The sequence below is a fragment of the Acidobacterium sp. S8 genome, assembly GCF_009765985.1.
In the GTDB taxonomy this organism is placed as follows: domain Bacteria; phylum Acidobacteriota; class Terriglobia; order Terriglobales; family Acidobacteriaceae; genus Alloacidobacterium.
Window position 1 is genome coordinate 332,785 of sequence record NZ_LMUM01000027.1, and the last position, 12,663, is coordinate 345,447.

Consider the following 12,663-nt stretch of genomic DNA (forward strand, 5'->3'; position numbering starts at 1 on the left):
AATTTCTGGCATGAGGCTTTTGTTTCAAGCAACCGCGTGCCGCAAAAAGTTAATCAAAAATATTTTGGAAAAACAGACAATCGTTGAATTCCTTGGAGTATAGAGCGACTGTAATTATGAATGATTCGCAGGATGGTTTTCTTGGTGACGAGAATTCTTTGCAAGTAGACAGTCGCCTCACGCAGCGACTAGTGACGGGTATCGATGGGCTTGACGACATCCTGCACGGTGGTCTCCCTGTAGGTCATCTTTATCTGGTCGAGGGGGATCCAGGTACCGGGAAAACTACGCTGGCTCTGCAGTTTCTTCTCGAGGGCGTACGGCGAGGCGAAAAAACGCTCTATGTGACTCTTTCCGAATCGAAAGAGGAACTTGAGCAGAGCGCCAGATCTCACGGATGGTCGATGGGAGCTCTGCATATAGCTGAAATGATCCCGGCTGAGAATGATCTGGGGCCAGAAGCGCAATACACGGTCTTTCATCCCTCTGAAGTCGAACTCGCGGATACCGTCAGTTCGATTTTCAAACAGGTGGACGCCGTGCGACCGCAGCGGCTTGTTTTCGATTCACTTTCTGAACTCAGGATGCTGGCGCGCGATCCTTTGAAGTATCGCCGTCAGATTCTTGCCATAAAGCGGCATCTCTCCGGCCGCGACTGCACCGTGCTCCTGATCGATGACGGCACCGCGGAACGAGGGAACGATTTGCAGCTTCAGAGTATCGCTCACGGTGTGATCCAAATGGAGACATCGACCGTGACTATGGGGTCAACCGTCGTCGAATCCAGATTCGCAAACTGCGTGGCACATCATTTCGCGAAGGTTTCCACGATTACACAATCGTCACCGGCGGCATTTCGATCTATCCGCGTCTCATCGCAGCAGAACATAAACCGGGCTTTGAACGAAAGCATGTACCCAGCGGCATTCAGGAACTGGACGATCTCTTTGCCGGAGGCATCGATACCGGTACAAGTACGCTTCTCACTGGCCCTGCCGGCTGTGGCAAATCAACTCTTGCATTTCGTTATGCAGTTTCCGCCGCGCAGCGAGGCGAAAAAGCAGTTTTCTTTGCGTTTGATGAATCTGTCGAAACGCTACTGAACCGTGCTGACGGCCTGGGCATGAACCCGCGGCCGTACGTTGCCAGCGGGCTCCTCGAAATTCAGCAAGTAGATCCAGCTGAACTTTCTCCCGGCGAGTTTGTATCCAGGGTTCGAGGGCTGGTGGATGGCCAGAAGCTTCATGTCATGGTCATCGACAGCATGAATGGTCTGCTGAACGCCATGCCTGACGAGCAATTTCTAGCGCTGCAGCTACATGAGCTGTTTTCCTATCTAGGCCAGCAGGGCATTGCCACCATTGTTACTCTGGCACAATATGGCGTCATCGGGACAACAATGACTTCGCCGATCGATGTGAGTTACCTCGCTGATACTGTCTTGCTCTTCCGCTATTTTGAAAGAGCGGGTGAGATACGGCAGGCATTGTCGGTGATAAAGAAGCGTAGTGGTCCTCACGAAAGGGCGATTCGCGAGCTTATTTTTGGCAAGGGCAGGATTTTCGTGAGTGCCCCGCTCACAAATTACGAAGGAGTTCTGACCGGAGTGCCACGACCAATTGAATCGCCTTCCCCGGTGGAGGGCTCTCCAGTTGCTGGTGTCTAATACCTCGCTGCTCGATCAGCGAACGATCGTGTTAACGCCGACGGGGAAAGACAGTCATCTCATTGTCAACCTGCTCGAACGGAGCGCTTTGTTCGGTTATCCGGTCGGATCTGTACGCTCACTTTGTGTTGAAGTCGCGAAGGGAGCCGGGGCATCCATCATCTCTGAGGAGGCTCTCACAGGCGATGCGGTCGCCGAGATCCTTAATCTACTTAGGGAACAGCCGTCGTGGTCGGATTTTCCGTTACTGCTTTTGACAGTCGGGGTCGTGTCACGATAGAGAGTGAACGGCTGCGTCAGCTGCGTCGTCCTTTAGGCAATCTTTTTCTGCTTGAACGTCCAATTCGGCCAGAGACACTGCTGGGAACTCTTGAGATCGCCCTGCGAGGACGTCAAAGGCAGTATCAGATTCGTGATCAAATTCTCCAGTATGCAAATGCGCAGGAGGCGCTTCTTCGATCAGAAAAATTAGCGGTTACCGGGCGTCTGGCAGCAAGCATTGCACATGAGATCAACAATCCGCTCGAAGCAGTCACCAATCTGCTCTACCTCATACGGATGAACCAGTCGCCGGAAATGATCAATGGATACCTTGACAAGGCTGATCAGGAGCTTGCCCGCGTAACTGAGATCACGAAGCAGACGCTCCGCTTCTACCGGGAGCCTAATAAATTGGCGCAGACCGATGTCGCGAGCGTCGTGGATTCGGTGCTCGTTCTTTACCACTCGCGCCTGGTAGCTGCGAATGTAACAGTCGAGTTTGAAGTCCTTACGCCTTCCGTTTCGGTTCTTTCGAGCGCCGGGGAGTTGCGGCAGATTCTCGCGAACCTTGTCGGCAATGCCGTCGACGCAATGAAAAGCGGAGGCCGGCTACGCATTCGCATCGCGAAAGAGAAAGCATGTCGGCAGGATGGTAACGAGCGAGTACGTCTCACCATCGCCGATACAGGCTCCGGAATCCCGCACAATCTTTTGCCCAAGATATTTGAGCCATTCATCAGTACCAAGGGAGAAACTGGGACAGGGCTCGGACTATGGGTCACGCAAGAGATTATAAAAAGAAACGGATGGAAAATTACTGTACGCAGCCGGTCAGATTCCGACATAACCGGAACAACTTTCTCACTTCAAATGCCCATCGTGGCCTGACGATAGGCAATCCAAATTGCATCTTGCCCTGAGAGGGCATCAGGCATTTTGCAGGCTTGACAATATCCTTCACTTCTAATTTTTTTGGATGGCCATTGCCAACAGCATTGATCGTGGCTCGTCCTACTTCCTGCAGGATACAAATTCCTGCCGGGTAAAGTGCGCGGCAAAAGGGGGATAGGGCCTGCTAGAAACTTGTAATAGGTCTTAATATTTTTCTGGCCGGGTGCCGCTTTCATAAAGCGGGGACCGGAACATATAGGAATTCTTAAATAACCCATCAAGACGTTTGGGTAGCGCCCTTTACGCGGGCCCATGCGACTCGTCTTTGTTCAGTGCTGTCGGTACCCGCACCAGTGAGCGTCATCTGCTAAAAGAGGTCCGTTTTGACGGGCCTTCTTTCCTTTGAGAACGCCAGGCCACGCGAGTTCTCATTTGTGCGTCTACTTGAGTACGTCTGCGGAAAGCGAAGGCTGACGATCCTGAAGAATCGGCGTTGCACGCGACACGCTGAGGAGATCCTATGTCAAATGCATTGAATGAAAAGCCGAATGCCGAGAGCCTGCCGGTATCTGCAAGTGCGGGCATCCTTTTAGACGGGCGTTACATACCACCGCCGCAAGACAAAGATGGAAAGATCTGGGTTAGGACAACAGCATTGGTGCAGGCGGATGCAGAGGAGTTATACACGGTTTGGCGGAACGTTGAAGCCGCTCCCCTCTGGCAGGAAGAGTTGACGCAGGTTACTGCAACGGGGCCGACCACCTCTCGTTGGGTGATGGAATCGAGAGGGAAGACGATTGAGTGGGACTCCGAAATATTGGCTGATGAGCCGGGAAAACGAATCGCATGGCGCTCAATTGGCGGCGACTCGGAGAACGCAGGCGAGGTGATTTTTGAAAACGCGCCTGGAGGTCGAGGAACCATGGTGACGGTGCTGCAAGAGTTTCGCATGGGAAAAATGACGAGTGCATGGGAAACGCTAGTCGGGCGCAGCCCCAAACAGGCGATCATTGAAAATCTTCGTCACTTCAAGGCGCTCTTAGAGACAGGCGAAATCCCAAGAACGCAGGGCCAACCGCACGAGGATCGCGGAATGATTGGAAAGATGAAGGGATCAGCTTACGGCGAGAACATAAAAACGCGCCGGGAAGCGATCGCCTTGCAAGTTGAATTGGATCCTTGCTTAAGGAAGATACGGCCTCACCTATTACCGAGAAGCTGAAAATGGAGGAATTATGAAGGCTGTTTGCTGGATGGGAACAGGAAAAGTTGAAACTTTGACGGTAGCGGACCCCGCACTGTTAAATCCTCACGATGCAATCATAAAAATTACGCGTACAGCGATCTGCGGGTCCGATCTGCATCTTTATGATGGCTTCATTCCGACAATGGAATCAGGTGATATTCTCGGCCATGAGTTTATGGGAATTGTAGAGGAGGTCGGCCCGGAAGTTACTAATCTTCAGCGGGGCGATCGCGTCGTAGTGCCGTTTACCATCGCCTGTGGCAATTGCCTCTTCTGTAAAAAGAAAATCTGGTCAGCCTGTGACAACACAAATCCCAACGCACATCTCATGGAAGCGGCATATGGATATTCGGGATCGGGCCTCTTCGGATATTCCCACATGATGGGCGGTTATGCAGGTGGGCAGGCACAGTATGCGCGCGTTCCGTTCGCGAATGTTGGGCCTCTGAAAATCGAAAGCGACCTGCCTGATGAGAAAGTGCTGTTTCTTTCGGATATCTTTCCAACCGGATATATGGCGGCGGAAAACGCGCAGATCGAACCAGGTGACACGGTTGCCGTGTGGGGGTGCGGGCCGGTGGGACAATTTGCAATTGCGAGCGCCTTCATGCTCGGCGCAGCTCGCGTGATTGCGATTGACAGATTAGAAGAGAGAGTTGAATTAGCCCGGAGTTTGGGTGCCATCACAGTTAATTATTCAGATGAAGATGTAAGTGTGTTGACCGCCCTGAAAGATCTTACAGGCGGAGTTGGACCAGACAGCTGCATTGATGCCGTCGGACTCGAGGCGCATTCGGCTCAGCTACAGGGCGTATACGATAAAGTTAAAACCGCTCTGATGATGGAGACGGACAGACCGAGTGTGCTGCGGCAGGCAATTCAAGCGGTGAGGAAGGGTGGAACTTTGTCTATCCCGGGCGTGTATGGCGGTTTGTTAGATAAAGTGCCCTTTGGGGCAGCGTTTGGCAAGGGGATCACGATGAAGATGGGTCAAACCAATATGCACAATTACATGAAGCCGCTTTTGGAAAGAATTGAGAGTGGTCAGATCGATCCGAGCTATATCATTTCTCACCGCATTACGCTGGATGAAGCTCCAGAGATGTACAAGATCTGGCGGGACAAAAAAGAAAAAGTGACGAAGATTGTCATTGATCCATGGATGGAAAAAAGAGCGGCGTAATTAGTCGATAGGGCTTTAAACGACCAGGCCTGCGATCTCGATTTTGAGATTGCAGGCCTGTTTCATTCCATCGCATTAGACTCCATGGACAAATCTACTTAGGCGGTGGATAGCTCTTAAAGCCTGCATTGGTCATTCCGCGTTGCGCTTCGGGGTTTTTCATAAAGGTTTCCCAAACAAATGCAGTGCGCGCATTTTCCACCATAAGCATGATGATTCCAGCATCGATACCGACGATGTCAGTGTCATACCATTTTTTTAGCGGATTGAAGGCATCCACAAAGCCGTAGGGGGTCCAGGCTTGTGGGTAGCGATTTTTTATATTTTTCAGAACGCGTAAAGTGGCATCCGGAAGAAACGGCAGCGAACCCCCGGCAGCGGCGGGTACCACTGTCCCATCAATAGGGCCCATGGCCGGAGGGCCACCCCAGATAACGTAGCCTTTGTCGGAATCTGAGGCGGTAATACCCCAGAGATCATCGCTGTAATCGGGAAAGTTTTTGCCGAGTTCTATACAAAAGCGCCGATGGACATCGGTGGCGATGGCCGAGTTTTGAAAATAGTCCGCGTATTTGTCGCGTTTATAACGAAAATCAAACCAGGCCTGGGAATATTGATGCACAAAGAGGGGCGCAAACGAGCCTATGTAGCGCATGCCGTCATACTCAAAAGTTGTTCGTTTCCAAGCCAACCATGCCTCAGGCCGCAGTGGATGCCTGGAAGAACCCATCCCTAGCAGATAAATCATCATTAATTCGCTGTAGTAGTCCCACTTGTTAGGAAGAAATCCAAATTCAGGTGTCCAACCGAGAGGCAGCAGTGCCGTGTCTTCCGAGAGCCAGGTCCAGTCCACGCGGTCAAAAATAGCCTTCGCGAGTTGGCTAATGTCGCGATCGCGAAAATGCTGCCGGCAGGTAAGAATGCCGCAAAGTAATATCGCGGTATCGACAGAAGAGACTTCAGAATCCCAGATTCTTTCGCCCGTGTTGATGTTGGCGAAGTGATAGAAAAATCCGCGATGTGTGGGCAGTGTTTTCCAAAGAAAGGCGAGCGTCGTAATCACGCGCACTCGCGCGTCCTGGTGGGAAACAAAGCCGCGCTTTTCTGCGATGCATATTGCGGTCAGACCAAAGCCGATCGATGCGATGCTGGCAACCACGCTGGCGTCATCCACCCGCACATTGCAGCGGTCTTTAATCAGGCCGGTCTGCGGGCTGGCCTGCTCCCAGAAGTAGAGAAACGTTCTACGTTGCAGGTCATCCAGAAACTGCTCATCTTCCGGCGAGAAATTAGCCTGCCCAGAAACCGATTTTGCCTCTTCACGCTTTCGATCCGGTTGCTGTTGCGCGGCTGTCTGTGCCAACACAGGTAAAAATTTCGATTGTGCCAGCGGCAGACCGACAGAAACCCCAGCGATCTGGCGCAGCAGGTGACGTCGGGAAGTATGGCTGATGGGTCTGTCGACTATTTTGCGACTTTGTACTTCGTTGCATTCGCTTGTTTCATCGACACTTTCATCCATGCTCATTCAGTCCATCCACTTTTGGCTGGCAATCAGTTACCGGCAATGCCCCTGCATTGAATAATAGATGCACGGATGCATGATAAGACTTGCCATGGGCGGCATTTACTATGAGTTAAGCGTCCAACCTGTTTGTTCGCCGGGATTGCATAATGGGGAAGAAAATTGTCTGGACGGTCATCGCGGTTACAGCAGTCGTCGTAACTCTACTGTTATTGCACGTGCACCGCTTGAAATCGATCTATGTGCGGCAGTCGATACCGATTGAAGGCGCTGTGATCCAGCGCGATGTTGATTCAAAAAAAGAACTGCCTATAGCCGATGTGGTGATAACAGCATCGGACGGGGTGAAAACTGCCGTGACGCGGTCCGATGCCTCGGGATACTTCAAGGTTGTTCTGCAGAAGGGAGTGCTGTCTGGAAAGCCTGTTACGGTAACCTTCCGGCATTCGTCTTACGAGCCCCTCGACTTGAATGTGCAAACAGGAAGATTAGGAACTCAAAACATCCTGTATGTAGCGAAAATGGTTCCGCTCTCTACCAACATGAAAACAGCCGGATCGAGTCGTCCCGAAACAGTGGTCTCCAATGTTCGAGTGAGATATACGATCAATTCCCGAACGGAAACCAATGTAGGGAGTGCGGTCAAGACGTTTCAGGTGGTCAATGAAGGCAATGTGCCCTGCGATCATCAATCTCTGTGTTCACCGGACGGGAAGTGGAAAGCGTCGTCCGCATCTGCGATGCTGGATGCTGGAGCGGACAACGCCTTTGGAAGTGTACGGGCTTCTTGTATCGCCGGGCCGTGTCCATTTACGCGGATTGACTCAAGTGGATTTATTCATGGCGGACGCAACATTCACGTCTCAGCTTTGAACTGGTCGGACACAGCTACCTTCCTGATGGAAGCTGAGGTCTTTCACACGGCAATCAGTTCCAATGTCCGCGAACTGTACCCTGTCATCTTTGGCAGGGCGTTGAACTTTACTCTGCCTCCCACTCAGGAAGGCGTGAGTCTTGAGGCGGAAGTGAATGGTTCCCCGATGGTATTTCCACTTGGACCGGATCTTAATTTAAGCTGGGCCGTCTGCAATGTCCGAACGGGTACGGACAAAGAAAAAACCGCCGTTTACCGTTGTGAGCTCAAGCCGGACTATAGATTCTGATCGCGGTACATAAATATGCTGCGAGCAGGGGCGGCATCACGCTTCTCAGGCAATTACCTCGTAAGGGCGCATCATGTCATTGGCTTCATGTTCAAGGATGTGACAATGCCATAGATATCTGCCCGCATATCCTTTGAATGGAACGATGATGCGCGTCACCATTTCCGGAGGGCATTGCACCACATCTTTCCAACCCATTTCGTGTGCGGCGGGAGCTATCTTTTCGCCCGTGAATGTCAGTTGTTCATTCGACAAGTAATCATAAGTTGCAAAGCTCTGGCGATCGAGAACCTGAAAGCGCACCATGTGCAGGTGGATGGGGTGCGTATCCTGCGTGAGATTGATGAGACTCCAGATTTCTGTCGAATTCAGCTTTACGATCTCGGTCACCGGATCGGCCCAATGTTTGCGGTTAAGCAGCATCACCATCGGCTCACCGTTATCGCCGTCATATTCGTTCAAAGTCATCTCGCGGGTACGAATGGATTGGCTCTCAGCAATCCGCGTTATCGGGTGCAGTGTTTTTGGTACGCGGCTCTCGTCAAGCGTTTTCTCTCTGCTCACGCGGAACTCCATCAACTGCAACGCATCGCTGATGAGTCGAACACTTTCGTCGCGTGACTGGCTGAAGTCGATGACAATATCGGTGCGCTCCGATGGCGATAGCACCAGCCGATTCAACTCGACCGGCATGTCAAGTAATCCCTGATCTGAGCCGATGACCTGAAAGCTCAAGCCATTGGAAAACGCGAGCGAAAAGAAGCGTGAGTTCGCCGTATTTGCAATGCGCAGCCTGTACCTTCGCGCTTCCACATCGTGATATGGCTGCACTTTGCCATTCACCACCATGGCATCCCCAAGATATTCCTGCGCCCAGGCTCCTTCGTCCGGTGGATACGGATAATACAGTTGGCCCTGCGGATCGAAGCTGCGGTCATAGATAAGTAGCGGCAATTCGTACTTGCCGGAGGGGAGGCCTAGACTGTCCTCAACCTCGTCCCGCAGGAGATACCAACCCATCAGTCCGGCAAAGATGTTCAATCGGCTCACGCCCATCGCGTGATCGTGACACCAGAGGGCTGTGGCATCCTGATGGTTCGGATAAAAGCACAGCTTATTTTTCCCTGGGCCATACCAATCTTCCGGATAGCCATCACTGATCGACGGCACCCGCGCACCGTGCAGGTGTGTGGAAGTGCGAGTCGGCGGAGCGTCGGGCATCTGATGGATAGGGAAGTTCAGAGGCAGAAAATGCTTGTCCGGCAATTCGTTCCACCAGTCGATCAGTACACCTTCGTCCTTCCTGGATTCGAAGAGAACGGGTGCTCCACTGCTGCCATAACTCCATATCTGCGAAGCCGGCAAATCGCGATGCAGCTTCCATGAAATGCTGCGTATTCCAATTTTGTAATAAGGTGCGTTGTCAGCGCCGGGGATGGCTGAGGAGCGTCGTCCGGTTGGAAGCATGCGTTCCGGCAGCGGCAGAGGATCGACGAAAGGCTGCAGCTTCATCGCGTCCAACGTTCTTGGGCGCTGCATCGCGTGCATTGCTGAGCCCTTCGCATGCCTGTTCAGCAGAATGCTTCCGGCGGCGAAACCTGACCGCTTTATTAATTCTCTGCGTGTCAGCACGGAATCACTACCTAATTCCCCTTAGTCTTGACGAGACCGGTTTCCGGATCGACGATCAATGGCTGCGTATTCTGCGGCTTGTTTTTACTGAAGTCGAGCATGCTGTTTAGCGAGCCGGACCTGGCATCGAACGAACCTTGGCCAATCCGATTTCCACTCAGAAAGATATCTTCAATCAAGCGGAGAATGGATGTCTGATCGGTCACGGTGTGGTCTACGTAGTTCGGCTTCGCCCATGGTGAAATCACCAGCAACGGGAGCCGCGGGCCGAATCCGCAGCGTCCGTAGGCATGCTTCGTCCTGGCATCGACGCCTCCCAGAGCGGTCGAACCATTGCCGCATTTCCCTGCACCATTCAATTGATCCAGCTTCGACTCAGAGCCGTTTACGGTTGGACCCATCAGATGGTCATACCAGCCATCGGAGTCATCGTAGGCAATGATGATCACGGTGTTCTTCCATTCCGGCTGCTGCTGAATGAGGTTGACCATTTCGACTACGAACTTCTGTTCATCCAGTGGACTGGAATAACCTGCGTGACCATCCTCGTAAGCAGGCGCCTTAAGAAAGGCGATAGCGGGGAAATTGCCTGCCTTCACAGCATCGACAAAGTCGTGCGCGTCATATTGATGGTTCGCGGTTCCGTCGGCATTTGTGCCGATGGTGGTTACAGACTTCGGTCGAACATGCAGAGGGTTGGCTGTCGACTTGTAGTACTGGAATGGTTCGTGATGCGGCAGGTAATCGCGTGTGTAGAAGCCGGCCAGCGACTTCGAACTGCGTCGGCAGCCTGTTGTGCCGTTTGGGTTCACCGCGGTCAGGTCGAATCCACCCTGGAAGAATCCCCATGAGACGTTGGCTGCGGTCAGCATGTCTCCAATGTTGCGGCTCGTCATATGGACGAGCGAGTCGGAGGTGCTGGAGCAGAAGTCGCCCGATGGGAGCGGGTCGGCGATGAGTGTGTACCCGCCGTTGCCATCGTCGACGATTCCGCCCTGTGCATTCTGGTCATTCACAACACCGTTTGTCTGGCCTGAGGCCAGGTTGATGGCTCCCAGTGTCGATGGGCCGAACTCTACGTCGAACTGGTGGTCGCTCATGGCGAAGTGCTGGGCATAGTTCCAATAAGCGGTGACGGTGTTGCCGTCAAAGTAGCCCATTGTTAGCCCGCTGGTGGCGGCTACGCCGGATTTCTCACCGGGCACGCGAGGACCGTCCGCATGGCCAACCGACTTGGGAAAGAGATCCATCTTGCCGTTGTTGAAGGCGAGTTGTTCGGCGCGGTAGCCGTGATCCTGGTCGGCGGTGACGGCCTGATCGCGGCGCAGTCGAAATGGATTGGCGCGTCCCGCGCCGTTCTCCTCGTTCAGGAAGTTCGGGTTCTTCGTCAGCAGATCACCTGATAATCCTTCGACGGATGGCGTTCCGGGAAGGGGCGTGAAGGCTGGTTCTCCTGACGGATTCACAGCATGCGGATAGGTGGCGAAGTAATGGTCGAACGAGACGTTCTCCTGAAAGATGACGACGATGTGCTTGATGGCATCTTTCGGCTGAATCGCCTGGGCCTGATACATGGCAGATGTCGTCAGAAGCACTCCCACGATTGCCAGAGAAGCTTTTAACAATATTCTTTCCTTTCGTGCGCTGGTTCTTATTCTTACGCTATCAACTTCATCGCTGCACATTCAAACCTTGACCTCGCTTCGCTCGATTCTCGCCTGCGTGCGTAGTTGCAGGAGGAGCATGATGCAGGAGGCTATGAGTGGGACCGCCAGCCCGGTTCGTAAGGAGCCGCGCATGGTGGCGATCTGTCCGGTGAGCCACGGAAGTGCTGCGCCGCCGAGGCCGCTGATGGCGAAGACCCACTTCGATTCCGATGGACGGCTGGTAATCGCGAGCACCTTCGAGAGGCACAGCGGGAAGATCGGTGCCATCATGAGGCCGGAGAGTGTTGCGCTGGTGATGCTCATGGCCGGCGTTTGGCTGATAAGCAGCAGAGCGTTGCTCGCGATCAGCGCACAGACGCAGAACATCAGCAGTTGGGTTTCGGTGACGCGCCGCAATACAACGGGCGCTGCAAATCTTCCGGCGAGAAGCGCGATCCAGAAGAGGGAAGTCACGATGGGCGCATAGAGTCCGCCGGAATGGAGCAGGCGGCCGATGTAGGTCATCATCCATCCGCTAACGGAAGACTCGACGCCAACGTAGAGAAAGGCGAAGACGGCCAGCGGTATCAGCAACGACCATCGCGCGCCGCGAGTCTCGAGGACGCTGGTTTCATGGCGCACGGCGGAGAGGCTGGAAAATTCGATGACGAAGAAAATCAGCGGCAATACGGCGGCGAGAGCCAGCCCGGTATAGATGGTGATGGAGGCGTGATCGCGCTCCCATAGTGTAGCCAGGCCGGGGCACAGAACAGCGCCGAGTCCCCAGACAGCGTTGAGCGATGAGAGCACGGAACCGCGCTTTGCGCGATAGATGCTGGCGATGATCATGCTGGTGGAGGTCATCGACGAGCCGAGGCCAAGGCCAAAGCAGAACAAAAGAACTGGCGCAAGGTATCCGTGACAGAGCGCGACCAGCACAGCGCTGATGATGAGCACGACGTATCCGCCGATGAGGCTGCGATAGAGGCGAGACTGCACAAAGATCGAGCCGGAAGAAGAGCCTGCAAACTGCGCGGCGATGAGGAAGCCGGAGTGGCTGTCGCTCAATCCCCATGCGTGGCTCAGCGCTGGAAGTACGCAGCCGAGCAGATTGGTGCCAATGCCGGTGAGGACGAAGCCAAAATACAAGCTGGCGATCAGCGCAACCGGTGGCTTGTTGTTATCTCTCGCTGGAACTCCCATGCCCACTTTCCGGAGAGGCCGTTTCGCCGGGAAATTCGGCAATATGGCGGTCCCGTGCCATCGTATCGCATGTGCCGGGGGTTTTACCCCTCCCCCTCCTCGGGGGGCTCCGTTTCATTTGTTTTCAATAGTTTAGCGGGGGATCATCCCACGCTATGCTGCTGATTCTGTTTAGGTTAGGTCCGTTCTAGTGTTTTCAGTCACTTAGCGGGGGGTCCTGTTCTGCTGTCGGTTTTATGTCCTAGTT

At 53.5% G+C, this 12,663-nt stretch carries 9 protein-coding genes and 1 pseudogene; 6 read left to right on the forward strand and 4 right to left on the reverse strand.

What is annotated here, in order from left to right; genetic code table 11:
• Positions 1-116 precede the first annotated feature (116 nt).
• From GSQ86_RS23475 to GSQ86_RS11685, 5 genes and pseudogenes are all read left to right on the forward strand, one after another.
• A pseudogene (locus GSQ86_RS23475) lies at positions 117-695 on the forward strand (ATPase domain-containing protein); the annotation flags it as partial.
• A gap of 263 nt (positions 696-958) precedes the next feature.
• Positions 959-1,666 carry an ATPase domain-containing protein gene (locus GSQ86_RS23480; protein WP_254062327.1) on the forward strand — a complete coding sequence of 236 codons (708 nt, stop codon included), beginning with the start codon at positions 959-961 and terminating at the stop codon, positions 1,664-1,666.
• Positions 1,667-1,894: 228 nt separating this feature from the next.
• A complete protein-coding gene (locus tag GSQ86_RS11675) occupies positions 1,895-2,815 on the forward strand; it encodes a sensor histidine kinase (protein WP_158750103.1) in 921 nt (306 codons plus the stop codon).
• Positions 2,816-3,338: 523 nt separating this feature from the next.
• Complete coding sequence (locus GSQ86_RS11680; protein ID WP_158750104.1) at positions 3,339-4,040, forward strand: SRPBCC family protein; 702 nt, start codon at positions 3,339-3,341, stop codon at positions 4,038-4,040.
• A 13-nt stretch (positions 4,041-4,053) separates the two neighbouring features.
• Complete coding sequence (locus GSQ86_RS11685) at positions 4,054-5,247, forward strand: zinc-dependent alcohol dehydrogenase (RefSeq protein WP_158750105.1); 1,194 nt, start codon at positions 4,054-4,056, stop codon at positions 5,245-5,247.
• A 94-nt stretch (positions 5,248-5,341) separates the two neighbouring features.
• On the opposite strand, the gene GSQ86_RS11690 is transcribed toward GSQ86_RS11685, so the two are convergent.
• Positions 5,342-6,775: a glucoamylase family protein gene (locus GSQ86_RS11690; protein ID WP_254062318.1), complete on the reverse strand. Its 1,434-nt coding sequence runs from the start codon at positions 6,773-6,775 to the stop codon at positions 5,342-5,344.
• 146 nt (positions 6,776-6,921) lie between these two features.
• Here GSQ86_RS11690 and GSQ86_RS11695 point away from each other — a divergent pair, with 146 nt between their 5' ends.
• The gene (locus tag GSQ86_RS11695) at positions 6,922-7,935 is read left to right on the forward strand and encodes a carboxypeptidase regulatory-like domain-containing protein (RefSeq protein ID WP_158750106.1); all 1,014 of its coding nucleotides are present in this window, start codon (positions 6,922-6,924) and stop codon (positions 7,933-7,935) included.
• Positions 7,936-7,980: 45 nt separating this feature from the next.
• Here GSQ86_RS11695 and GSQ86_RS11700 read toward each other — a convergent pair whose 3' ends face one another.
• The 3 genes from GSQ86_RS11700 to GSQ86_RS11710 are packed head-to-tail and all read right to left on the reverse strand — an operon-like array spanning position 7,981 to position 12,416.
• Entirely contained in the window at positions 7,981-9,567 is a 1,587-nt protein-coding gene (locus GSQ86_RS11700) for a multicopper oxidase family protein (RefSeq protein ID WP_254062319.1), read from the reverse strand.
• Positions 9,568-9,578: 11 nt separating this feature from the next.
• Positions 9,579-11,192 carry a phospholipase C gene (locus tag GSQ86_RS11705; protein WP_254062320.1) on the reverse strand — a complete coding sequence of 538 codons (1,614 nt, stop codon included), beginning with the start codon at positions 11,190-11,192 and terminating at the stop codon, positions 9,579-9,581.
• Positions 11,193-11,252: 60 nt separating this feature from the next.
• Positions 11,253-12,416 (reverse strand): sugar MFS transporter, encoded by a 1,164-nt coding sequence (locus tag GSQ86_RS11710; protein ID WP_158750107.1) that lies wholly within the window; start codon positions 12,414-12,416, stop codon positions 11,253-11,255.
• Positions 12,417-12,663: the final 247 nt, after the last annotated feature.

What these genes read in the sequence shown, in the direction of transcription:
- GSQ86_RS11680 (WP_158750104.1), top strand. Translation starts at nt 3,339, where the DNA reads ATGTCAAATGCATTGAATGAAAAGCCGAATGCCGAGAGCCTGCCGGTA.
- GSQ86_RS11685 (WP_158750105.1), top strand. Translation starts at nt 4,054, where the DNA reads ATGAAGGCTGTTTGCTGGATGGGAACAGGAAAAGTTGAAACTTTGACG.
- GSQ86_RS11690 (WP_254062318.1), bottom strand. Translation starts at nt 6,775, where the DNA reads ATGAGCATGGATGAAAGTGTCGATGAAACAAGCGAATGCAACGAAGTA.
- GSQ86_RS11695 (WP_158750106.1), top strand. Translation starts at nt 6,922, where the DNA reads ATGGGGAAGAAAATTGTCTGGACGGTCATCGCGGTTACAGCAGTCGTC.
- GSQ86_RS11710 (WP_158750107.1), bottom strand. Translation starts at nt 12,416, where the DNA reads ATGGGAGTTCCAGCGAGAGATAACAACAAGCCACCGGTTGCGCTGATC.